Annotated in this window: 20 protein-coding genes; 13 read left to right on the forward strand and 7 right to left on the reverse strand. The window is 64.9% G+C overall.

Annotated elements, in window-relative coordinates; all coding sequences use genetic code 11:
- Positions 1-300: 300 nt before the first annotated feature.
- Positions 301-2,073: a DUF885 domain-containing protein gene (locus AC5P9P_RS16350; RefSeq protein ID WP_049403624.1), complete on the forward strand. Its 1,773-nt coding sequence runs from the start codon at positions 301-303 to the stop codon at positions 2,071-2,073.
- A gap of 133 nt (positions 2,074-2,206) precedes the next feature.
- Here the strand turns inward: AC5P9P_RS16350 and AC5P9P_RS16355 are convergent, their stop codons facing one another.
- From AC5P9P_RS16355 to AC5P9P_RS16375, 5 genes are all read right to left on the reverse strand, one after another.
- The gene (locus AC5P9P_RS16355; protein WP_495232957.1) at positions 2,207-5,416 is read right to left on the reverse strand and encodes an efflux RND transporter permease subunit; all 3,210 of its coding nucleotides are present in this window, start codon (positions 5,414-5,416) and stop codon (positions 2,207-2,209) included.
- Between the two features lie 10 nt (positions 5,417-5,426).
- Positions 5,427-6,632 (reverse strand): efflux RND transporter periplasmic adaptor subunit, encoded by a 1,206-nt coding sequence (locus tag AC5P9P_RS16360; protein WP_495232958.1) that lies wholly within the window; start codon positions 6,630-6,632, stop codon positions 5,427-5,429.
- Positions 6,629-7,882, reverse strand: coding sequence for a TolC family protein (locus AC5P9P_RS16365; protein ID WP_495232959.1), 1,254 nt, complete (start codon positions 7,880-7,882; stop codon positions 6,629-6,631). The genes AC5P9P_RS16360 and AC5P9P_RS16365 overlap by 4 nt, the downstream gene beginning before the upstream one ends.
- Positions 7,883-7,938: 56 nt before the next feature.
- On the reverse strand, positions 7,939-8,271 hold the full coding sequence (locus AC5P9P_RS16370) for a hypothetical protein (RefSeq protein WP_495232960.1): 333 nt from the start codon (positions 8,269-8,271) through the stop codon (positions 7,939-7,941).
- Positions 8,272-8,474: 203 nt separating this feature from the next.
- The gene (locus AC5P9P_RS16375; RefSeq protein WP_414497836.1) at positions 8,475-8,864 is read right to left on the reverse strand and encodes a RidA family protein; all 390 of its coding nucleotides are present in this window, start codon (positions 8,862-8,864) and stop codon (positions 8,475-8,477) included.
- 108 nt (positions 8,865-8,972) lie between these two features.
- On the opposite strand from AC5P9P_RS16375, the gene AC5P9P_RS16380 reads away from it, so the two are divergent.
- The 9 genes from AC5P9P_RS16380 (at position 8,973) to uvrD (ending at position 19,044) form a co-directional block, all read left to right on the forward strand.
- On the forward strand, positions 8,973-9,866 hold the full coding sequence (locus AC5P9P_RS16380; protein WP_288419070.1) for a LysR family transcriptional regulator: 894 nt from the start codon (positions 8,973-8,975) through the stop codon (positions 9,864-9,866).
- Positions 9,867-10,289: 423 nt separating this feature from the next.
- Positions 10,290-11,471, forward strand: coding sequence for a reverse transcriptase family protein (locus tag AC5P9P_RS16385; protein ID WP_495232961.1), 1,182 nt, complete (start codon positions 10,290-10,292; stop codon positions 11,469-11,471).
- On the forward strand, positions 11,468-12,205 hold the full coding sequence (locus AC5P9P_RS16390) for a retron Ec48 family effector membrane protein (protein ID WP_495232962.1): 738 nt from the start codon (positions 11,468-11,470) through the stop codon (positions 12,203-12,205). The genes AC5P9P_RS16385 and AC5P9P_RS16390 overlap by 4 nt, the downstream gene beginning before the upstream one ends.
- Before the next feature lie 471 nt (positions 12,206-12,676).
- Positions 12,677-12,913, forward strand: coding sequence for a 50S ribosomal protein L28 (gene rpmB / locus AC5P9P_RS16395; protein ID WP_005411638.1), 237 nt, complete (start codon positions 12,677-12,679; stop codon positions 12,911-12,913).
- Between the two features lie 10 nt (positions 12,914-12,923).
- Positions 12,924-13,091 carry a 50S ribosomal protein L33 gene (gene rpmG / locus AC5P9P_RS16400; protein WP_169411268.1) on the forward strand — a complete coding sequence of 56 codons (168 nt, stop codon included), beginning with the start codon at positions 12,924-12,926 and terminating at the stop codon, positions 13,089-13,091.
- 491 nt (positions 13,092-13,582) lie between these two features.
- Positions 13,583-13,831, forward strand: coding sequence for a hypothetical protein (locus AC5P9P_RS16405; protein WP_005420350.1), 249 nt, complete (start codon positions 13,583-13,585; stop codon positions 13,829-13,831).
- Between the two features lie 125 nt (positions 13,832-13,956).
- Positions 13,957-15,375 (forward strand): cardiolipin synthase, encoded by a 1,419-nt coding sequence (gene cls / locus AC5P9P_RS16410; protein WP_005414897.1) that lies wholly within the window; start codon positions 13,957-13,959, stop codon positions 15,373-15,375.
- 45 nt (positions 15,376-15,420) lie between these two features.
- Positions 15,421-16,842 carry an FAD/NAD(P)-binding protein gene (locus AC5P9P_RS16415; protein WP_495232963.1) on the forward strand — a complete coding sequence of 474 codons (1,422 nt, stop codon included), beginning with the start codon at positions 15,421-15,423 and terminating at the stop codon, positions 16,840-16,842.
- A 9-nt stretch (positions 16,843-16,851) separates the two neighbouring features.
- Positions 16,852-19,044, forward strand: a complete 2,193-nt coding sequence (gene uvrD, locus AC5P9P_RS16420; RefSeq protein ID WP_049454917.1) for a DNA helicase II — start codon at positions 16,852-16,854, stop codon at positions 19,042-19,044.
- Between the two features lie 176 nt (positions 19,045-19,220).
- Here the strand turns inward: uvrD and AC5P9P_RS16425 are convergent, their stop codons facing one another.
- Complete coding sequence (locus AC5P9P_RS16425; RefSeq protein WP_033833844.1) at positions 19,221-19,931, reverse strand: hypothetical protein; 711 nt, start codon at positions 19,929-19,931, stop codon at positions 19,221-19,223.
- Between the two features lie 138 nt (positions 19,932-20,069).
- On the opposite strand from AC5P9P_RS16425, the gene AC5P9P_RS16430 reads away from it, so the two are divergent.
- The 3 genes from AC5P9P_RS16430 (at position 20,070) to AC5P9P_RS16440 (ending at position 21,715) form a co-directional block, all read left to right on the forward strand.
- On the forward strand, positions 20,070-20,396 hold the full coding sequence (locus AC5P9P_RS16430) for a low molecular weight protein tyrosine phosphatase family protein (RefSeq protein WP_033833837.1): 327 nt from the start codon (positions 20,070-20,072) through the stop codon (positions 20,394-20,396).
- A gap of 88 nt (positions 20,397-20,484) precedes the next feature.
- Positions 20,485-21,039, forward strand: a complete 555-nt coding sequence (locus tag AC5P9P_RS16435) for a hypothetical protein (RefSeq protein ID WP_033833835.1) — start codon at positions 20,485-20,487, stop codon at positions 21,037-21,039.
- A gap of 229 nt (positions 21,040-21,268) precedes the next feature.
- Positions 21,269-21,715 carry a universal stress protein gene (locus AC5P9P_RS16440; protein WP_005411629.1) on the forward strand — a complete coding sequence of 149 codons (447 nt, stop codon included), beginning with the start codon at positions 21,269-21,271 and terminating at the stop codon, positions 21,713-21,715.
- 169 nt (positions 21,716-21,884) lie between these two features.
- Here AC5P9P_RS16440 and AC5P9P_RS16445 read toward each other — a convergent pair whose 3' ends face one another.
- Positions 21,885-22,169 (reverse strand): DUF2782 domain-containing protein, encoded by a 285-nt coding sequence (locus AC5P9P_RS16445; RefSeq protein WP_005411628.1) that lies wholly within the window; start codon positions 22,167-22,169, stop codon positions 21,885-21,887.
- Between the last annotated feature and the right edge of the window lie 56 nt (positions 22,170-22,225).

Raw genomic sequence — 22,225 nt, forward strand, 5'->3', positions numbered from 1 at the left:
GGATCCCCGACGCATCCACGCATGGCGTGGATCTACTGCATGTTCGGCGGCCGGTTCCCGGCCCTGCCTGCCGTGGGTAGAGTCGACTGTCAGTCGACTTTCGCGCGGAGCGCGGACTTTGCCACGTCTGGCGGAAGAGCAGCCGACTGACAGTCGGCTCTACCACGCGCCTTCGGCGCTGGGGCCCCGGCCTGCGGTCGGTTCCCGGTCCTGCCTGCGCTGCAGGCAGGACCTTCGTCCCATGCCACGGGCCGTGGGCGGTGCCATCATCGGGGTCTGCCTTCCCGGGAACCTGTGCTCGTGAAAACCCGTCTTGCCGTTGCCCTGCTGATTGCCCTGTCCGCGCCCGCCGTGGCCCTTGCCGTGCCCCCTGCCACCGCCGCACCGGCCAGCGTGGCCACCGAATCGCCCGCCGATGCCGCCTTCCGCGCGCTGTACGAGAAGGAATGGAAGTGGCGCCAGCAGGGCGGCGGTGAGGCCAGCGAGGACGAAGACGCGCCGGCCAATGCCACCCGCATGCCCGATGTCGGCCCGGCCGCGCAGCAGGCGCGCCTGAAGGTGTGGGACGAGACCCTCGCCGCGCTGAAGAAGATCGACCCGAAGACCCTGTCGCCCGACAACCAGGTCAACTACGCGATCTACCACGACCAGGTGTTCAACCTGGCCGAAGAGACGCGCCTGCGCGGCTACGAGATGCCGTTCAACGCCGACTCCTCGTTCTGGTCCAACCTGTCCTTCATGGCCCGGCGCGAGATGAAGACCGTGCAGGACTACCAGAACTACATCGCACGGCTGAACGATGTGCCGCGTTACTTCGGCCAGCAGACCGAGAACATGCGTGCCGGCCTGAAGCGTGGCTTCAGCGTGCCGCGTGCCGTGCTCGATGGCCGCGAAGTGTCCATCGCCACCGTCGCCGAGCTGAAGGACCCGACCGGATCGCCGTTGTACGCGCCGTTCAAGAAGCTGCCCACCACCATCCCGGCCGCCGAGCAGGCCAAGCTGCAGGCGCAGGCGCGTGAAGCGATCAGCGGCAAGGTGGTGCCGGCGTTCCAGCAGCTGCGCACCTTCTTCGTCAAGGAGTACGTGCCGCAGGCGCGCACCACCCTGGCCGCCGAAGCGATGCCTGATGGCAAGGCGTACTACAAGCAGCAGATCCACGAATACACCACGCTGGACCTGTCGCCGGACGAGATCCATCGCATCGGCCTGGATGAAGTCGCACGCATCCAGAAGGAAATGAACGACATCATCAAGCAGGTGAAGTTCAAGGGCAGCTTCGCCGAGTTCCTGACCTTCCTGCGTACCGATCCGCAGTTCTATGCCAAGACGCCGGAAGAGCTGCTGTCGCGTGCCGCGTGGATCTCCAAGCGGGCGGACGGCCAGCTCGGCAAGTACATGACGCTGCCGCGCGCGCGCTTCACCATCGTGCCGGTGCCGCCGGATATCGCGCCGTTCTGGACCGCCGGCCGTGGTGGCATGGGCACCTACTGGCTCAATACCTACAACCTGCCGTCGCGCCCGCTGTACAACCTGCCGGCACTGACGCTGCATGAGTCCGATCCGGGCCACGCGCTGCAGGGCGCGATCGCCGCCGAACAGAAGAACCTGCCCGAGTTCCGCCGCAACGCCTACATCTCCGCCTATGGCGAAGGCTGGGCGCTGTACTGCGAGAAGCTGGGCGTGGAGATGGGCATCTACGAAACCCCCTACGAGGATTTCGGCCGCCTGACCTATGAGATGTGGCGCGCCACGCGCCTGGTGATCGACACCGGCGTGCACAGCAAGGGCTGGACCCGCGAGCAGGCGCTGGCCTACCTGCGTGACCACACCGCGCTGAGCGAGCATGAAGTGACCACCGAAGTGGACCGCTACATTTCCTGGCCGGGCCAGGCGCTGAGCTACAAGCTGGGCGAGATCGCCATCGTGCGCCTGCGCGCGCAGGCCGAGAAGGAACTGGGCGACAAGTTCGACATCAAGGGCTTCCACGACACCCTGCTCAAGCAGGGCTCGGTGCCGCTGCCGGTGCTGGAACAGCAGATCCAGGCCTACATCGCCGAACGCAAGAAGGCCTGACCGTTACCGGGTAGTGCCGGCCGCTGGCCGGCAACCTGCACGCACCGCGATCGTTCGACATTGCCGGCCAGCGGCAGGCACTACCTCGGACCGGGAAACGGGGTCGGATCACAGGATCCGACCCCGTGGTCTTTCACCCCACCGCCCGCGGCTTGGCTACCCGCGCCGCGAAGGTCGGCAGCACCAGCAGGGTCAGCACGGTGGCGGTGATCAAGCCACCGATCACCACCGTCGCCAACGGCTTCTGCACTTCCGCACCGGAACCGCTGGCAATCGCCATCGGAATGAAGCCGACGATCGCCACCAGCGCCGTGGTCAGCACCGCGCGGATGCGGCTGGAGGCACCGTTGATCGCTGCCTGCAGCGGCAGGTCACCGGCATCCAGGCGTTCGCGGATCGCCTGCATCAGCACCAGGCCGTTCAAGGTCGCCACGCCGGAGACGGCGATGAAGCCGACCGCCGCCGACACCGAGAACGGCATGCCACGCAGCAGCAGTGCGAGGATGCCGCCGACCAGCGCCAACGGTACGCAGCTGAACACCAGAATGGCTTCCTTGCCGCTGCGCAGGGCCATGAACAGCAGGCTGCCGATCAGCAGGAACACCACCGGCACCACCGTTGCCAGTCGCTTCTCCGCGCGCTGCAGGTTCTCGAACTGACCGCCCCAGGTCAGGTACGCACCCGGCGGCAGCGCCACGTCTGCCACCGCCGCCTGTGCTTCCCCCACGAAGCCGCCCAGATCACGGCCACGCACGTTGGCCTGCACTACCACGCGGCGGCTGCCGTTGTTGCGGCTGATCTGGTTCGGTCCTTCGCTGACCGTGATGCGCGCGACCGACGACAGCGGAATCACCAGCCCCGAAGGCGTGGCGATCGGCAGCGAGGCCAGCTGGTCCGGATCGTTGCGCGAGGCATCGTCCAGGCGCACCACCACGTTGAAGCGGCGATCACCTTCGAAGATCTTGCCGGCCGCGGTGCCGCCAATGCCGGTGGACAGTGCATCACTGACGTCTGCGGCAGTCAGGCCGTACTGCGCCGCCGCCACGTGGTCGATCGCCACGTTGAGCGTAGGCAGGCCGGAGATCTGTTCCACCCGCACGTCGGCCGCGCCGTTCACCGCACGCAGCTTCAGCGCCACCTGGTCGGCCACCTTCTGCAGCTGGCTGAAGTCATCGCCGAAGATCATCACCGCCAGGTCGGTACGCACGCCGGAGATCAGCTCGTTGAAGCGCAGTTCGATCGGCTGGCTGAACTCGAAGCTGTTGCCCAGCTGCTGCCCGGCCAGTTTCTCGAAGCGTGCCACCAGTGCCTCCTTGTCCAGCTTCGGATCGGGCCAGTCCTTGCGCGGCTTCAGCACGATCACGCTGTCGGAGATGTTGGTCGGCATCGGGTCGATGGCCGCCTCGGCGGTACCGGTACGCGAGAACACGGTCTCCACTTCCGGCTGCGTGGCGATCGCCTTTTCCAGTGCCAGCTGCATCGCCAGCGACTGCTCCAGCGAGGTCGACGGCACGCGCAGGGCCTGCATCGCCACGTTGCCTTCGTCCAGCGTCGGCATGAACTCGCGGCCCAGCAGCGAGAACGCGCCGATGCCCACCACCACCATCATCACCGCAGCTGCCAGCACCGTGCGCGGATGCGCCACGGCCTTGCGCACCACCGGTTCGATGCGTGCACGCAGCACGCGGATCAGCTTCGTCTCGTGCTCGCCATCTTCGGCATGCGTATCGCCGTCCTTTACCTTCGGCTCGCGCACCAGCAGCGCGGCCATCGCCGGAACGAAGGTGAAGGAGAACAGGAAGGCACCGACCAGGGCCAGCATGAAGGTCGCCGCCATCGGGTGGAAGGTCTTGCCCTCCACACCTTCCAGCGTGAGGATCGGCGCGAACACCAGCAGGATGATCAGCTGGCCGAAGGCCGCAGGGCGCGCCATCTTCATCGCCGAATCGGCGGCCACGCGCAGCCGCTCCATCGCGGTCAACGCACGGCCCAGTTCGGCGCGGCGCTGGCCCAGCATCAGCAGCGTCGACTCGACCACGATCACCGCACCGTCCACCAGGATGCCGAAGTCCAGCGCACCCAGGCTCATCAGGTTGCCGCTGATGCCGAAGCGGTTCATGCCGATCACTGCGAACAGGAACGACAGTGGAATCACCAGCGCGGTGATCGTTGCTGCACGCAGGTTGCCCAGCAGCAGGAACAGCACCACCACCACCAGCAGCGCGCCCTCGGTGAGGTTCCTGGCCACGGTCTTGATGGTGGAATTGACCAGCACGCTGCGGTCCAGCACCGGCGCGGCCACGATGTCGGCCGGCAGCGATTTGTTCACCTGTTCCAGGCGCGCCGCAGCTGCCTGCGCCACGGTGCGGCTGTTGCCGCCGGCAATCATCAGCGCGGTACCCAGCACGGCTTCATGGCCGTTGCGGCTGGCCGCACCCAGGCGCGGCGCGCGGCTCAGCTCGACCTCGGCCACATCGGCCACGCGCACCACCACGCCATTGCGGGTCGCCACCGGGGCCTGTGCCAGATCCTCGGTGGTCAGCGCCAGGCCATCGGCACGCACCACCAGTCCTTCGCCGGCGCGCTGCACGAAACCGGCACCGGCCTGCACGTTGGAACGCTGCAGGGCGGTGACGAGATCGGCCAGGCCGAGGCCGTGCGCGGCCAGCCGGGCGCTGTCCGGATGCACGCCATATTCCTTGACGTAGCCACCGACCGTATCGACGCCGGCCAGCCCCGGGCTGGAACGCATCTGCGGCGCGATGATCCAGTCCTGCACGGTACGCAGGTAGGTGGCACGTTCTTCCGGCGTGCGCAGCAGATTGCCTTCCGGCGTGCGGTAGACCTCGCCGGCCTGCCAGCCGGCTTCATCGGGTTTGGCCAGCCTGGCCGGATCGAACGCGGTGAAGTCCACGGTCCACATCAGCACCTCGCCAAGGCCGGTGGTGACCGGCGACAGCATCGGCGACGCGCCATCGGGCAGGTCTTCGGATGCTTCGCGCATGCGTTCGGCCACCTGCTGGCGCGCGAAGTAGATGTCGGTCGCATCGGTGAAGATCGCGGTGACCTGCGAGAAGCCATTGCGCGACAGTGAACGCGTGGTGGTCAGGCCGGGGATGCCGGCCAGCGCGGTTTCCAGCGGGTAGGTCACCTGCCGCTCGATCTGCTCCGGGGTCAGCGCCGGTGCCACCGTGTTGATCTGCACCTGGCGGTTGGTGATGTCCGGCACCGCGTCGATCGGCAGCTTGCCCAGCTGGAACAGGCCCACCGCAGCAATCAGCGCCGCCATGAACACCACCAGCCAGCGGTGGCGCACCGCTGTTTCAATGATCAGCTTGAACATGGTCGCTTCCTCAGTGGCCGTGCTCGGCTTCGCCCTTGGCCAGTTCGGCCTTGAGCAGGAAGGCGTTGCTGCCAACGATGCGCTCGCTGCCGGTCAGGCCACCGAGGATCTCGATGCGGTCACCGGCACGGCGCCCAGCCAGCACCGGCTGCGCCTTGAAGCCGCCTTCGACGGCGACGAACACCGCGCTGCTGCCATCGACGTTCTGCACTGCATCGGCCGGGACGCTGAGCGAGCCGTCCTGGCCTTCGGTGACCACCACCGCCGATACCGGCGAACCGGCCGGCGGCAGCGACGCATCCACCGGCGTGGCACGGATGACCGCGACGCCGCCCTGCTGGCGCACATCGGCAGCCGAACCGGTGACGGTGGCGGTGAAGCTGCCACCCGGCACGCTGACTTCCAGCTTCATGCCGGGCGTGACCTGCGCGGCCAGCGCCGGCGGTGCGGTGAACACCAGCTCGTTCATCGTCGGGTCGGCGACGTCGGCCACCGCGCTGCCGGCGGCGACCACGCCGCCCGGCGTGACCTGCACGTTGCCGACGATGCCGGCCACCGGGCTGGTGATGCGCACGCGACCGCTGGCATCGGGCGCACCGTTGGCGGCGGCCTGGGCCTGCGCGGCAGCAGCCTGGGCCTGTGCCGCCAGCGAACGTGCACGGGAGGCTTCCATCTCCTGGCGGGCGACCACGCCCTGGTCGACCAGCGCCTTGTCGCGGCCATAGGCCAGCCGCGCGGCTTCGGCTTCGGCCGCTGCGGCCAGCGCATTGGCGCGGAACACCGCCGCTTCGCCGCTGACCACGATCGCCAGTGCTTGGTTCTGCTTCACCGCGGTGCCCGGTGCGACCAGAACGCGTTCGACGCGGCCGGTCACGGTCGACGCCACCGAGGCGCGTGCACCGACCGACGGTTCGACCCGGCCGGACAGGCGCGTGGAGCCACCGCCACCGCGACCGATCGCGACCACTTCGATACCGGAGGCCTTGATCTGCTTCGGGGTCAGCTGCACCACGCCTTCGTCGGCGTCAGCAGGTGCCTTCGCGGTTTCTGCCTTGGCTTCCTTGCTGCCGGCGGCATGGCCGTGGCCATCGTCGGTGCCGGCCTTGGCCGCAGCGGGGTTTTCATTGGCAGGCGTCTGCGCGTTGCCGGCGCAGCCAGCCAGCAGGACGGTCAGCAGCACGCCGCCGATCAGCGGGAAAGTACGGGAGAGAGTCATGGAGCCTCCACAAAGGGTGCGCGCCCTTCCAGGCGGGCAAGATCGATTTCCGCGGCGACGCGCGACAGGCGCGCATCCACGGCGGTGCCGCGGGCGGCGATGAGGGCGCTGCGCGTGCTGCGCAGTTCCAGCTGCGAGATGCGTCCGGCGTCGAAGCCAATGCGGGCCAAGCGATACGCCTCTTCGGCGGCGACCACGCTTTCATCGGCGGCGCGGGTACGGCTACTGGCGGCCTTCAACCCGGCCACCGCAGAGAGGCGCTCGGCCTCGCTGTCGCGGCGCTGCTGGTCCAGGCGTGCTTCGGCCGCGCGCTGGTCGGCATTGGCGGCGCGGATGCCACCGCGGTTGCGGTCGAACAGCGGGATGCTGAGGCTGACCCCGAGGTTGTAGGCGCGCTCGCCGCCTTCGCGGAAGCGGGTCTGCGCGGCGGTGACACTGAGGTCGGGCAGGGCGCGCTTGCGTTCCACCTCAACCAGCTTGCCCGCCGCATCGGCTTCGGCTTCGGCAATGCGCACCGCCAGCGCCACGTCGGTGGCACCGCGCGGCAGCGGCGGCGCACGGTCGAGCAGGCTGTCGTTGATCGACTGCACCGCTGCATCCAGCAGTGCAGCACCGGCCAGGCGGGCCAGCGCGGCATCGCGGAACGCCTGCGCTTCATCCAGCGCTGCGCTGGCGTTGGCCACCTCGCTCTGCGCCTGCACCGCACGCAGCTGCGGTTCGCGGCCCTGCTTGACCAACGCGTTGACGGCGTTGGCGTCAGCGCGGGTGAGGGTCAGTGCTTCTTCGGCCAGGGTGTAGCGGCGCAGTGCACTTTCCGCCTGTGCGTAGACCACCGCCAGCTGGCTGGCCACGTCGCTGCGGCTTTGGGCACCACGCAGGTTGGCGGCCTGTGCTTCGGCCCGGGCCGCACGGACGCGCGCGCCACGCTGGCCCCAGACCTCCAGCGGCTGGGACAGGGTGAGCACGGTATCGGCCTTGCCCATGCCGCCGTAGGAGCCGGTGCCCCAGGCGTTTTCGGCGGAGTAGGACAGGGAAGGGTTGGGCAACGCACGCGCCTGGTCGGCGCGCGCATCGGCGGCCTCGGCCAGTGCCGTACCCACGCGGGTGCCGGGCAGCTGGTCCAGGCGTTCAAGCAGGGCGTCGTAGGAAGGGGCGGCTTGCGCCATCACCGATGCCGCCGGGGCCAGGCCCAGCAACACAGCGACGACCAGCCCGGCCGCGCGCGGCGACCGAGGTGTCAGGATCGACATAGGGGGATTCCGGTTGTGAGTGAAACGGGAGCCCGCAATCGCGGGACGCGCTCAACTCACGCCCGGGGGGGACGCGTCAATTCATCCTGGGCGACCGCATAGGTCGCCGCGTCGCCGGCATTCATCCAGCGCGCCGGCAGTGGCGCACCGAAGGCGGCGAGGGTACTGGCCGGCAGGCTCAGGTTGGAGTGGTGGCAGTGGTTGTGGCCACAGGCACCAACATGCTTGCCGTCGATATCGCCATCGGCATCCGGTGCGGACTCCACGTGCGCCGTGCTGGCGTGCGGTTCCACCGTGCAGGCCAGCGCGTCGGCCACCGGCACGACCACGAATGCCGCCATCAGCAGCATCAGCAGGTACGTACGCAGTTGGCGGGTGATCCGGCGCATGGAAGGGAGGCTAGCAAGCGGTTTTCGCCGGATACAATATCAATGGCCGCTTCGGGAATACGTCGGAATCTCCCGTTCAGGTGGACGGCCTGGGGGCATCCTGCCCTGGTGGGTGCGGACTTCCTGCCTTGGTGGGTGTCGACCTTGGTCGACACGCTTTTCGACCCCACCGCGTTGCCGGCCAGCGGCCGGCACTACCCGTATCACGGCAGCTTCGCGATCACCTTGATCTCGAACTGGAATCCATACAGCCAGGTCACGCCGATGCCGGTCAGGGTCGGGTGCGGCGCCTCGCCCCAGTACTCGGGCACGATCGCCCAGGCCTTCTCAAAGTTCTTCTCTGGATCGACCAGGAACACGGTCACGTCGATCACGTCATCGAAGGTGCAGCCGGCGGAGGCCAGCACCGCATTGAGATTCTCGAACGCGCGGCGCACTTGGGTTTCGAAATCCGGCTCGGGCGAGCCGTCCTCGCGGCTGCCGACCTGGCCGGAGACGAACAGGAAGCCATTGGATCGGATCGCCGGCGAGTAGCCGTTGCGCTCGTACAGGGCCTGGCGGCCGGCGGGGAAAACGACATCACGCTGTGACATGGGGAAGATCCCGTGGGAGAGAACGCCATCCTCCGCGCCAGTGCTGTCTGGATAAACCGCGATGATCAGCCTAGATTGATTGCCAATTCCAAACAATCATGGCCCGCCATGGACCGTTTCGAGTCGATGCGGGCGTTTGCCCGGGTCGTGGAAACCGGCAGCTTCACCCGCGCCGCGCACACGCTGCAGATCAGCCGCACCACGGTCACCCAGCTGGTGCAGCAGCTGGAGGCACACCTGCGGCTGCGCCTGCTCAACCGCACCACGCGCCGGGTCAGCGTCACCACCGACGGTGCAGCCTACTACCCGCGCATCGCCCGCCTGCTGGCCGAGCTGGAAGAAGTGGAGGGCGGGCTGGGCGACGCGGCCACCCAGCCACGCGGGCGGCTGCGCGTGGATGTGCCCGGGCCGTACGCGCGGTTGCGGCTGGTGCCGGCGTTGCCGGATTTCCAGGCGCGCTACCCGGAGATCCAGCTGGACATCGGCGTCAGCGACCGCGAGGTCGACGTCATCGCCGACAACGTCGATTGCGTGATCCGGGGTGGCACCCCGACCGACCCGGCACTGGTGGCGCGACCGCTCGGCGCCCTGCCGATCGGTTTCCACGCCAGCCCCGGCTATGTGCAGCGTTTCGGCCTGCCGACCGATCCGCGCGCGCTGGAAGGACGCGACCACCACATGGTCGGCTTCCTCAGCCCGCGCAGTGGCCGCGCACGCGTGTTCGTTGCACAGCGCGGCGATGAGCGCGTTGAGGTGCAGGGCCGCTATACGGTCGGCTTCGATGATGGAAACGCCTATCTGGCCGCTGCGTTGGCGGGGCTGGGCGTGGTGGCGCTGCCCAGCTACATGGCCGAGCCGCACGTGGCGCGCGGCGAGCTGCTGCCGGTGTTGCAGGACTGGCAGCTGCCGCCGATGCCGATGCATGTGATGTTCCCGCCGAACCGGCACATGAGCCAGCGGCTGCGGGTGTTCATTGATTGGGTGGTGGAGGCGTTGGGGTGATGCTGATCTCGTTCCAAGATTCGCTGACAAACATGCAGGACCGACAGAAACAACAATAATCTAAGTTTGCACGAGTTGTCTTTGTGAACTTGGCGTGATAAATAGATGGCGCGCGGCCCAATTGGGTCGTTCACTGCAATCAACCGTGTATTACGGAAAGGCTTTGCTTGACGCTCTGACCGGGCGTCGGGCGCCCGTTTGGGCTCTACCGGGAGACCTCGAGTCTCCCGCCCCTTCGTTCCTCAGGAGCGGGGGATGGGTGACCTAGCCGGGAGGTCGGAGAGCTGTTGCCTTTTCGTGGTTGATGAAAGTGGTATCCGACCTCCTCTTCGGTTCTGGATCAAGGACTGGCTAGGTTTGCCCCCAAGGCAATTTTTGTATTCGACTAGGCCATAACAGCAAACATCAGGAAGTGCATGGAGCATGACGCTGCGAGGATCTGCTGGACCAATCAGGTCAAACCGCGCACTCGCTAGAGCTTTGGGATGTACTGAGAAGTTCCTCTCGGACGTAATCGCCCGAGATACATCGTCAAAGTACAGGCTGGTTGAGGCGCCAGCCAAACTGGATGGAACAAGGCGAGAAGTGTACAGCCCTTCCCGTGATGTTCGATTGATTCAAAGACGCATCGTAAATCGATTCTTCAAAAATCCGCGCGTAATAAAATGGCCGCCATTCATATATGGCGGAATACATCGTGATGCCTTGGCACCAGGGGAAAGCCGGGATCACGTCGCGTGTGCTCAAAAGCACTGCGGTGCGCGATCGATGGTTAAGCTGGATATTAGAAATTTCTTTGACAACGTTACGCATGACATCGTGGTAGAGACCATGGTAGTGCAGTTAGGTTGGTCTAGAGCACCTGCGATTCTTCTTGCTGATCTATGTACAAGAGACGGCTCACTTCCCCAGGGCGGAATAACTTCCAGTTATCTCGCTTTGCTTTCTATATATGATGTGGAAAGCAAGATATTCAATATTGTTGGGTACAAGAAGCTCGTCTACACGCGCTATGTTGACGATATCACGATTTCATCCAGGAACTCAGCCTACGATTTTTCTCCCATTGTGAAGATGGTTGATCAGTTCCTTTTGTCAAAAGGTCTGTCAATCAATGATGCGAAGACGTCCGTAAGTGTATCGGGCTTGGAGCCGCTGGTCGTGCATGGCCTAAATGTGGCGAATAAGCATCCAGTGCTTCCAAAGGCAGAGGTTAAGCGAATCAAATCAGTGAGCCGTCAAACCATCAACGACGCGAGTGAGGAGGGGCGAAGAACTCATGGATTTAGACGGAGATACTATCGATCAATGGGATTGATTAATAAGCTGTCACGCGTTCGAAGTAGCTCCCACAAATCTTCATTGTCGAAGTTGAAGTCTGTATCACCCTTGCCGAACTTTGCTGACTACGATATTGCCACTGTAGTTGCATATCGTTTGAGGGACTTGTATGGAGCGAAGAAGGGTGGAAGATGGTATTGGCGCAAATTTAATGTTCTTATGGCTAGGCTGGATCTTATAGCCGTTGAGAATCCAGGCTGGGCAAAAACCCTTCGCAGGTACATGAGAAGGCACTATCGTCCGGATTACAGGAGGCCGGAGTGAACTCACTGCGTTTGGGCGGACTTGTAAGCACTGTGGATGAGTTCTTGTCGCGATATCTCTTGATTTCTGTCGTGGCTATTATCGCGGCGTCGTTGAATTTTTCGATCTATCTCACCGTCGCCCTTGCTTCAAACTATAATGAATACGAATTGTGCACTGGAAGGGTGGACTGTTATGTTTTCCTGGGTGAACTTTTCACTCCGCAGATAGAGATGCTGAAGGCCGGAGCCGCTTTGGCATCTCTTGTTATGCTAGTTTCCGGTGCCTATCTGGCATTTAGAAGTTATCTGTCTGCATCTCAGGTTGGCATGTTTGGAAATGCCATATCTCACGTGACATTCTTTGAGAGATTTGTAGTTTCTGAAATATCCAGAAGGCCAAGGCTGGTGCTCAGGAAGATCGATGTATTCGCAATCTATGAGCTGATGTTTCCGCGGAGTCATGCTAACGAGAGATTTGCCGCGAGATCTTTTACCGGAGCGGTTGATCAGTTGTTTGCCGTGATCAGGGAATCTTCGGCGTACTACGACTCGAGGAAGAGTCTATTTAAGTTTGATGATCATCGGCAAAGAGTAATTAAGGCCATGGCCTTGCTGAGCATTGAAATGGATCCAAGTGCCCGAATGGATTTTTTGGAGACAGAGGACGATGTAATTGACTTCATTGTTGTTCTTTGTAGGGTGTTTTCTCCCCCCGACTACGTAGTTGCTCCTCCTCAGAGGACATATCGCTGAGCTCCGCCCAGCCCTACTCCCGGTATGTGGCTGAGAGGGGCTGGGGTAGCATCGTGAAGATCAATCCGACGGCTGAAGTGCTTTGGCGACGAATGGGTATGCAGGTCTGATCAGCGCAGTGAGCCGCCAATGTGCCGCTGTTTTCTAGCAGATCGTGGCCTCAAGCAAAGGTCATGATTAGCCCGAACTTGGCGCTTTGGTTAAGGCGGCTCCATGGGGTGGCCGGGGGGCAGACACAATGGCAGGCCTCGTTCAGGCAAGACCGATGAAGCAACTTGCGTAACGCGTTGATTGCGTGCATAATGCGCGGCTCGCTGTGTCCGGTTTTCTACCGGGCGGCGCCCCCGGGAGCACGTCCCCGGCCGCCCAACGCCAGCGTAACCCTTTGATTCTCTTGACGTGTGGTGGGCAACCATCGAGGCCGCCGTCTCCCGGGCTACGGGCTGACAACTACTACTATCGAGGTGCGCAATGTCCCGCGTATGCCAGGTTTCCGGCAAGCGAGTGCAGACGGGTAACAACGTCTCGCACGCCAACAACAAGACCCGTCGTCGTTTCCTGCCGAATCTGCACGAGCGCCGTTTCTGGGTGGCCAGCGAGAACCGCTGGGTCAAGCTTCGTGTTTCCGCGCATGCACTGCGCACCATCGACAAGAACGGCATTGATTCCGTTCTGGCTGAGCTGCGTGCGCGCGGCGAAAAGGTCTGAGGAGTAAAGCATCATGGCAGGCAAGCGCGATAAGGTCCGTATGATTTCCTCGGCCGGTACCGGCCACTTCTACACGACCGACAAGAACAAGAAGAACACCCCGGGGAAGATGGAATTCCTGAAGTACGATCCGGTCGTGCGCAAGCACGTCCTGTACAAGGAAGGCAAGATCAAGTAATCCGCACGGATTGCTGATCCCCGCGAAGAAACCCGCCCTTGTGGCGGGTTTTTTCATGCCTGGCATTCGGGGGTACTTCCTGCATTGCTGTGGTGGGTGCCGACCTTGGTCGGCACTGCCGCACTCCCTGCGCAGGCTGTCGCCAATGGCGTCCTGTCCGGTGCGAAGGGCTGAATGCGATAAGTGATTGTTCCTACCGGCTCCGGCGCTTCGCGCGGTTCAAATCGATTGGAACGACAGGCCCTGCCGTGCCCATGATGGCTGGCCGCTGCGGTTGCAGTGGCCGGGCTTGCAATCCCGTCGAATCGGTAGCCAGTAAACTCGCCCGCCGTTGCCGGAAAGCTCCGCCGACGGCGGGCGACCCATCTGCCTCTATGGCGGACGGTGCGTGGGGGCCTCGCGCCCGCCGGTTTGGTGGCTACCGTTCCCGGTATTGCAACCACGCATCGTCCGCCACCTTCACGGTGGCCAGATCCGTTGAAGGAGGTTGCATGAACACCCCATCACACCGCCAGGACCTGGAACTGGGCTGGCTGCGCCTGCAGCGCATGTTGCAAGGCATCGAGGGCATGGCGCTGCTGCTGTGCGATCACCATCTGGCACTGGCCAACGGTGCGCCGTCGCCGCTTCCAGAGGCACAGCTGGAGCGGGCCGCACAGGCCATTGCCTGCATGGCGCTCAACGGCCGCCGCCATGCCGATTCGGTACGCCAGCTGTGCGAGGTGCCGGTGCGGCACTGAGCCATTCTGTAGAGCCGAGCCCACGCTCGGCTGCTCTGCGGTCGGAACGAAAGGCAGTCGAGCATGGCTCGACTCTACAAGGGCCGGTGGGCAGAATGGCCCATCACCTCCCGACGGGCGACACGATGCTGTTCGAGTGGTTGCTGGGTTCCTACCTGCTGCTGATCGACTGGCTGATCCGGCTGGTCGCGCTGTGCTGGATTCCCACCCGCACCACGCCCGGCGCGGCGCGCAGCTGGCTGCTGCTGGTCGGCTTCGTACCGCTGCTGGGCCTGCCGCTGTACCTGCTGTTCGGCCATCCGTGGCTGTCGCGCGAGCGCATCCGCCGCCAGGCCGAGGCCTCGCAGGTGATCCGTGAGGAGCAGGCGCTGCAGCATCGCCTGCGCTGGACCCCACAGCCCGACACCGCCAGCGCCGAGATCGTGCCGTTGGTGCAGCGCCAAGGCGATTTCATGCCGGTACACGGCAACGCCGTCGATCTGCTGACCGACTACGACGAGTCGCTGCACACGCTGATCGCCGACATCGACCAGGCCGAAGACCGCGTGCACCTGCTGTACTACCTGATGTTCGACGACGCGGTCGGCGAGGCCATTGTCGAGGCCTTGCAGCGTGCCGCCGCGCGTGGCGTGCAGTGCCGCGTGCTGCTCGATGCGGTGGGCGCCAAGCGTGGCCTGCGCGCCTATCGCAAGCGCCTGCAGGCGCGCGACATCGAAGTGCGCGCAATGCTGCCCGGTGGCCTGCGCTGGCGTCGCAGCGGACGCATGGACCTGCGCAACCACCGCAAGATCGCGGTGATCGACAACGAAGTGGCCTATGTCGGTTCGCAGAACCTGGCGGGCCCGCAGTTCGTGCCGGGCCACCCGAACCGCGAACTGGTGGCGCGCGTGCGCGGCCCGGCGGTGGCGCACCTGGAAGCCGTATTCGCCAGCGACTGGTACATGGAGACCGGCCAGCGCCTGGATGTGATCACCGATGTGCCCGAATGCGGCGACGACATCGCCACCCAGCTGCTGCCCAGCGGCCCGGCCTACCCGTACAGCAACGCGCGCGACGCGGTAGCCGCGCTGATCCACCTGGCGCGACGCCGGCTGGTGATGGTCACCCCGTACTTCGTACCTGACGAAGCCACACTGAGTGCGCTGCGTATCGCCGCATTGTCCGGCGTGCAGGTGCAGCTGATCCTGTCTGCCAGCAACAACCAGCGGTTGACGTCGTGGGCGCAGGAGGCGTACTACGATGAACTGCTGCGCTGTGGCGTGCGCATCGCGCTGTACGAGCCGCAGTTCCTGCACGCCAAGCACATGAGCGTGGATGAGGACATCGCCGTGCTCGGCTCCATCAACATGGATATCCGCTCGTTCGCGCTGAATGCCGAGATCGGCCTGATCTGCTACGACCGCGCGCTGGTGCAGCAGCTGTGCGCGATCGAGGATGGCTACCTGCGCGAGTCGCGGCAGCTGGACCTGCAGCAGTGGCGCAGCCGCCCTACGTGGCGGCGCAGCCGCGAAGGTATTGCACGGCTGGCCGATGCGTTGATGTGAAGCAATGCCGGCCGCCCATTCCGGCAATCCGGCCCGTCATCGCCGATGGCCTACAATCGGCACATGACTGATTCACCGCGTAATGGCGAACTGGACCTGGCGATCATCGGTGGTGGTGCGGCCGGGGTGCTGGTGGCGATCCAGGTATTGCGCCAGGCGAATGCGCCGCTGGCGCTGGCCATCTTCGAACCCGCCTCGCAGCTGGCCCAGGGTATCGCCTATGCCACGCCGTGGCCGGAGCACCTGCTGAACGTGCCGGCGGGGAAGATGAGTGCGTTTGCCGACCAGCCCGGCGATTTCCTCGACTACCTGATGGCCGCCAATGCCTACCCGGGCGAGGCGCGCGAGGTGCTGGGCGAGCGCTATGTGTGCCGCCACTACTTTGCTGCCTACCTGCAGCAGCGCCTGCAGGAGGCCGCTGCGACCAGCCCGGCACAGCTGCAGGTGATCGCGCAGCCGGTGCTGGGCCTGCAGCCGGATGACCATGGCTACCAGCTGACACTCGGCGATGGCAGCACGCTGCACGCCGCGCAGGCGGTGCTGGCCACCGGCAACAGCATGCGACCGCTGCCGGTAGCCGGTGCCGAGGCGCTGCCCGCCGATGACGTGATCGAGGCCTGGGACTACGACGGCGTGCGCACCCTGGCCGGCGAGCAGGCCGTGGCCATCGTCGGCTCCGGCCTGAGCATGGCCGACACCGTGCTGGCGCTGGTTGCAGCCGGCCACACCGGCCCGCTGCATGTGATCTCGCGCCATGGGCTGCTGCCGTTGCCGCATGCGCATGGCGGCCTGCCCACGTTCGATCCGGCGACGCTGCTGCCGATGAACCTGCGCCAGCGCCTGCACGCATTGCGCGGGTTCGCGCGGCAGGCGCAGGCCGACGGCCTGCCGTGGCAGGGCGTGATGGACCGCATCCGTCCACACGGGCAGGCGCTGTGGTGCAGCCTCGACGCGGCTGACCAGCGCCGTTTCCTGCGCCATGTGGTGCGCTACTGGGACGTGCATCGCCACCGCATCGCCGAAGAGGTCGACGCACAGCTGCAGGCGCTGATCGAAAGCGGCCAACTGCGTATTCACCGGTCCCGCCTGCAACGCGTCGGCCGCGAAGGCGATGCCCTGCGGCTGTCGGGTCGCGATGCCTCCGGCAAGGATCAGCAGTGGACGATCAGCGGGGTGATCAACGCCACCGGTGTGGAAACCCGCGCCAGCGCGCTGCGCAATCCGCTGCTGCAGCAGCTGCAGGCCGATGGCCTGGCCCGCCCCGGCCCGCATGGGCTGGGCCTGGACAGCACGGTGCCGGGCGACCGTCTGTGTGCCGCTGGGGGCCAGCCGCAGGCACGGCTGGGCGTGCTCGGCAGCCTGCGCATCGGAAGCCTGTGGGAAAGCCTGGCGGTGCCTGAACTGCGTCAGCAGGCGCAGGCACTGGCCACCCAGGTGGTCGCAGGAGCCGCGACGGCGATGCCGTAAAATGGGGGTATGGATGTCTCCCACCTGCTTGATGGCCTGAACCCGGCCCAGCGCGAAGCCGTCTCCGCTCCCCCCGGCCACCACCTGGTGCTGGCCGGTGCCGGTTCCGGCAAGACCCGCGTACTTACCCACCGCATCGCCTGGCTGCATGAAGTCGACGGCGTGCCGACCCACGGCATTTTCGCGGTGACTTTCACCAACAAGGCGGCCGGCGAAATGCGCCACCGCATCGACGCACAGCTGCCCAACGGCAGCCGTGGCATGTGGATCGGCACCTTCCACGGCCTGGCCAACCGCCTGCTGCGCCTGCACTGGCAGGACGCGAAGCTGCCCGAAGGCTTCCAGGTGATGGATTCAGATGATCAGCTGCGGCTGGTCAAGCGCGTGGTGCAGGCGCTGGAACTGGACGACGGCAAGTACCCGGCCAAGCAGATCGCCTGGTGGATCAACGAACAGAAGGATGAGGGTCGCCGCCCGCAGCACATCCAGCCCGAGCCGCATGATGCGTGGCTGGAAACCATGCGCCAGGCCTATATCGAATACCAGGCACGCTGCGACCGCGCCGGCCTGGTCGACTTCGCCGAGCTGCTGCTGCGCGCCCATGAACTGCTGCGCGACAACCCTGCGCTGCTGGCGCACTACCGTGCCCGCTTCCGCGAGATCCTGGTGGACGAGTTCCAGGACACCAACGCCATCCAGTACGCCTTCGTGCGCGTGCTGGCCGGTGATTCCGGCCACGTGTTCGTTGTTGGTGACGATGACCAGGCCATCTACGGCTGGCGCGGCGCCAAGGTCGAGAACGTGCAGGGCTTCCTGCGTGATTTCCCAGGTGCGCAGACCATCCGCCTGGAACAGAACTATCGCTCCACTGCCAACATCCTCGGCGCTGCCAATGCGGTGATCGCGCACAACCCGGATCGCATCGGCAAGCAGCTGTGGACCGACAGTGGCGACGGAGAACCGATCGACCTGTACGCGGCGTACAACGAGATGGACGAGGCGCGCTACATCGTCGAGCGTGCCCGCCAGTGGGTACGCGATGGTGGCAGCTATACCGAAGTGGCCGTGCTCTACCGCAGCAACGCACAGTCGCGCGCGCTTGAAGAGGCGCTGCTGAGCGAACAGGTGCCCTATCGCGTGTACGGCGGCATGCGCTTCTTCGAACGTGCCGAAATCAAGGACGCGCTGGCTTACCTGCGCCTGCTGTCCAACCGCAACGATGACGCCGCCTTCGAGCGCGCGGTCAACACGCCTACCCGGGGCATCGGCGACCGCACGCTGGACGAAGTGCGCCGCGAGGCGCGCGCGCAGGGCATCTCGCTGTGGGAAGCAACGATGCTGGTCACCCAGGGCAACGCGCTGGCCGCACGCGCGCGCAATGCACTGGCCGGCTTCCTGGGGCTGGTCAACGAGCTGCAGGCGCAGACCGTGCACATGACCCTGGCCGAGCGCGTGGACCACGTGTTGGCCCGCTCGCAGCTGCGCGAGCACTGGAGCAAAGAAAGCCGCAATTCGCTGGATTCGGAATCGCGCACCGACAACCTCGACGAACTGGTCTCGGTCGCTTCGCGCTTCGTGCGCCGCGCCGACGACATCGAGGAAGTGGGCGAGGACATGGACGAGCTGGTCGCGTTCCTGGCCTACGCCGCGCTGGAGGCCGGTGAAGGCCAGGCGCAGGCCGGCGAGGACGGCGTGCAGCTGATGACCCTGCACTCGGCCAAGGGCCTGGAATTCCCGCTGGTGTTCCTGGCCGGCCTGGAAGAAGGCCTGTTCCCCAGCGCGCGTTCGCTGGAGGAAAGCGGGCGGCTGGAAGAAGAGCGCCGCCTGGCCTACGTCGGCATCACCCGCGCGCGCCAGAAGCTGGTGCTGAGCTATGCCGAATCGCGCCGCATCCATGGCCAGGACAACTACAGCCTGCCGTCGCGCTTCCTGCGCGAGATTCCGCGCGAGCTGCTGCACGAAGTGCGCCCCAAGGTGCAGGTCTCGCGACCGGCCTCTATGGGCGCCAGCCGGGTGATGGGCCATGCCTCGATCGAGGCACCGCCGATCAAGCTCGGTGCGCTGGTCACCCATCCCAAGTTCGGCGAAGGCATGGTGACCGACTACGAAGGTAGTGGCGCCCACGCCCGCGTGCAGGTCGAGTTCGCCGACGCCGGCAGCAAGTGGCTGGTGATGGCGTATGCCAACCTGACGGTGATCTGATCACCGTCAGAGGCGGGAATTCCTGTAGAGCCGAGCCATGCTCGGCTGCTTCTGGCGGGAAAGAGCAGCCGAGCATGGCTATGCCGGTCGTCCTGACCGGCACCCTTCGGGCCGTCGCAAGCGACGTTGGCAGCGGCTCCTGCCGCTACCTTCGGCTCTACAACAGCGGTCGGCTATCAGCTGATGGTGAATGTCTCCACGGCTGCCACCAACCCGGCGCGGTCCATTGCTTCTTCATCCTGGCGGTTGCGGATCAATACGTAGTGGCCTTCCTCCGGCGACAACACCTCGATCACCTCATTGCGATAGTTGGTGATCTCGATGAAGCCGCTGCTCACTCCGTTGAGGTTGTCGATCTCGGCCATTAACGTCTCCAGGCTCACGATGGCGCCGTCCTTGTCCGTTCCGCCGCCAGTGCGGGGATTGTCGAAGTACACGCATATCTTCGGCTGCCTGGTCCTATGCCAGTTGTTGACGTCAACGATGTGATGTGTGGACCACCTGAAATCCTCTGCTGATTCGTTGCCGTTGAACTCACACCGGAAGATCGGCAGGCATAGGAACAGCCCCGTGCGCTTCTCGATCCGATTCAGAAGCCCGTGATAGGTGCTGGGAACCGCCATCGCATGAGTGAACCCATAGGCGTTGGAAGGAATCTCGAAGATCGTTGGCCCATCATGTGAAAGATGGTGCGGTGCGTTCAGCACAACGCTGGTGGCGAATTCCGGATCATCGACATTCTTGGACGCGATCGCGAGGTCATGTCTCTTGGCATTCCTCACGCAGCAATAGAGTACGTACGTCGCGACTACGTACTTGCTGAAGTAGCAGCCGTGGACTTCGGCCACCTCTCCGAACGACGTTAACAGGTCATCCTTGGTGATCATGGACATCTGGACGGTGGCAAAAGCACATGGTGGCCCCTTGAACGGTCATCCGACCATGCAATTTGTCTGAAAGCACCCTGTTGGTGTCAGAGCCCTTTTCCGTTGGAAAAGGGATTCGACCCCGATTAGGCTGCGCTCATGACCCGCAACGTGCTCTTCCTCTGCAGCCAGAACCGCCTGCGCAGCCCTACGGCCGAGCAGGTATCTGCCGATTGGCCGGGCATCGAGACCGCCTCGGCCGGGCTGCTGGCCGACGCCGAGGAAGTGCTCAGCCCTGAGCTGCTGCAGTGGGCGGACCTGGTGTTCGTGATGGTGCGCGCCCACCGCAATCGGCTGTCCAGCCGCTACAAGGCCTGGTTGAACGGCAAGCGGGTGATCTGCCTGGATATCCCGGACGACTACGACCACATGGACCCGGTGCTGGTGGAGCTGCTCAAGTGCAAGGTGACCCCGTTCCTGCGTTGACGGGCTGTTGTAGATACCGTGTCGCCCTCGCCTAGGCAAGGGCGACACGGTATCTACAATAGGCGGCACTTCTTCCAGGAACGCCCCCATGACCGAACCCACGCTGCACGTCACCGTGACGTTGAATGCCAAGCTGCAACCCGAACATCGCCATGAACTGTTCGAGGATCCGCTTGACGCGTTGTTGCAGGCGGCCCAGGTGGGCGAGCTGACGGGCGGCGGCACTGCGATGTCCGATCTGGGTGAGGTCGAATACGGCGACATCGAAGTGGCGCTGGTCGATGCGGGTGGCGTACCGAAGCTGATCGACCTGCTGGAGCAGTTGGGTGCACCGAAGGGCTCGAAGATCCACGGCGCAGGCGAGGCCGACCGCAGCTTCGGCGTGACCGAGGGCCTGGGCATCTACCTGGATGGCCTGAACCTGCCGGACGACGTCTACGAGCAGTGCGATTCCAACCACGTGTTCGAGCAGCTGTCGGAGAGCATCGACGGCCTGGGCGAGATCTGCAGCTGGTGGCAGGGCCCGACCGAGACCGCGCTGTACATGTACGGCCAATCGTTCGAGGCGATGCGCGATGCGATCGCCGGATTCGTGGCCAGCTACCCGCTGTGTCAGAACGCGCGCATCGTGCAGATCGCCTGAGCGACGTTGTTGTAGAGCCGAGCCCATGCTCGGCTGCCTTTCCCGCCAGAAGCAGCCGAGCACGGGCTCGGCTCTACAGAGAAGGGCGGGCCGGGCCTGTCCCCAGGACCACGTGACGATGCGCACAGGCCGCTGCGCGACGCCGGATTGATCCTGCTCAAGGCGCCGCCTCCACATCCGGTGTGCAATGGTGTCGTTCCCATCTGGCAGACCGCCACGGAGCCCCACCATGTACAAGCGCATCCTGATTGCCACCGACGGGTCCGAGCTGGCCGACAAAGGCCTGGCCAAGGGCCTGGAACTGGCCAAGGACCTCAATGCCGAGGTCGATATCGTGACTGTCTCCGAGCCGTGGGCCGTCGGCATGTACGATGCCATGGGCTGGAGCGTGGGCTACATGAACAGCCCCGAGTACAAGGCCGACCGCGAGGAAGGCGCGCAGAAGGTGCTGCAGCCGGCGCTGGCAAAGGCCGCCGAGCAGGGCATCACCGCCAATCCGGTGCACGTGCTGGACCGCTACGCGGCTGACGGCATCATCGAGACCGCCGGCGAGCGCAACAGCGACCTGATCGTGATGACCTCGCACGGCCGCCGTGGCGTGACCCGCGTGCTGCTGGGCAGCCAGACCGCCGAGGTGCTGGCACGCAGCACGCTGCCGGTGCTGGTCATCCGCTGATCCACACCCGCTGATTCAAGCGTTCCCGGGGAGGGGACCCGACGCCGGCCGCAGGATGCGCGCCGGCGTTGTTTTTTGTGAGGGATCGGGGGCGGTGCCGACGGCTCCGAGGGGGGCAGAGCCCTTTCCTGTGGAAAGGGATCCGACCCCGGTCACAACCCCGGTCATCTCACCAGCTGTACAGCTTCCAGTACACCGGCGACACGCCATCCTTGTCGTTGTCGAAACGGCCGTCGCCGTTCTTGTCGTACATGTAGAACGGAGCACCGCGCGATGGCGTCACCTTGACCATGCGCAGCTGGCCGGACACACGGTATTCCTCGATGACATCGCCGTTGTCCATGGTGCGCTTGGAGACATCGGCGCCCTTGACGTCCACCGGGGGAGCACCTGCGCCACCCATGCTGGCGCAGCCAGCGAGCAGGAGCAGGGAAGCCAGCATCAGGGTCTTCATCGGCGGGGGCCTTTGCCTGGAGAGAGCCCTGATTATGCCCCATCGCCAGGTGCGTG

Source organism: Stenotrophomonas sp. YJH_SMC_14-1 (assembly GCF_059372275.1).

Excerpts from the sequence above, each read along its gene's own strand:
- AC5P9P_RS16385 (WP_495232961.1), top strand. The coding sequence starts at position 10,290 with ATGACGCTGCGAGGATCTGCTGGACCAATCAGGTCAAACCGCGCACTC.
- AC5P9P_RS16440 (WP_005411629.1), top strand. The coding sequence starts at position 21,269 with ATGTACAAGCGCATCCTGATTGCCACCGACGGGTCCGAGCTGGCCGAC.
- AC5P9P_RS16370 (WP_495232960.1), bottom strand. The coding sequence starts at position 8,271 with ATGCGCCGGATCACCCGCCAACTGCGTACGTACCTGCTGATGCTGCTG.
- rpmB (WP_005411638.1), top strand. The coding sequence starts at position 12,677 with ATGTCCCGCGTATGCCAGGTTTCCGGCAAGCGAGTGCAGACGGGTAAC.
- AC5P9P_RS16380 (WP_288419070.1), top strand. The coding sequence starts at position 8,973 with ATGGACCGTTTCGAGTCGATGCGGGCGTTTGCCCGGGTCGTGGAAACC.
- AC5P9P_RS16360 (WP_495232958.1), bottom strand. The coding sequence starts at position 6,632 with ATGACTCTCTCCCGTACTTTCCCGCTGATCGGCGGCGTGCTGCTGACC.
- cls (WP_005414897.1), top strand. The coding sequence starts at position 13,957 with ATGCTGTTCGAGTGGTTGCTGGGTTCCTACCTGCTGCTGATCGACTGG.
- AC5P9P_RS16415 (WP_495232963.1), top strand. The coding sequence starts at position 15,421 with ATGGCCTACAATCGGCACATGACTGATTCACCGCGTAATGGCGAACTG.
- uvrD (WP_049454917.1), top strand. The coding sequence starts at position 16,852 with ATGGATGTCTCCCACCTGCTTGATGGCCTGAACCCGGCCCAGCGCGAA.
- AC5P9P_RS16405 (WP_005420350.1), top strand. The coding sequence starts at position 13,583 with ATGAACACCCCATCACACCGCCAGGACCTGGAACTGGGCTGGCTGCGC.
- AC5P9P_RS16445 (WP_005411628.1), bottom strand. The coding sequence starts at position 22,169 with ATGAAGACCCTGATGCTGGCTTCCCTGCTCCTGCTCGCTGGCTGCGCC.
- AC5P9P_RS16430 (WP_033833837.1), top strand. The coding sequence starts at position 20,070 with ATGACCCGCAACGTGCTCTTCCTCTGCAGCCAGAACCGCCTGCGCAGC.
- AC5P9P_RS16435 (WP_033833835.1), top strand. The coding sequence starts at position 20,485 with ATGACCGAACCCACGCTGCACGTCACCGTGACGTTGAATGCCAAGCTG.
- AC5P9P_RS16365 (WP_495232959.1), bottom strand. The coding sequence starts at position 7,882 with ATGTCGATCCTGACACCTCGGTCGCCGCGCGCGGCCGGGCTGGTCGTC.
- AC5P9P_RS16375 (WP_414497836.1), bottom strand. The coding sequence starts at position 8,864 with ATGTCACAGCGTGATGTCGTTTTCCCCGCCGGCCGCCAGGCCCTGTAC.
- AC5P9P_RS16425 (WP_033833844.1), bottom strand. The coding sequence starts at position 19,931 with ATGATCACCAAGGATGACCTGTTAACGTCGTTCGGAGAGGTGGCCGAA.
- AC5P9P_RS16355 (WP_495232957.1), bottom strand. The coding sequence starts at position 5,416 with ATGTTCAAGCTGATCATTGAAACAGCGGTGCGCCACCGCTGGCTGGTG.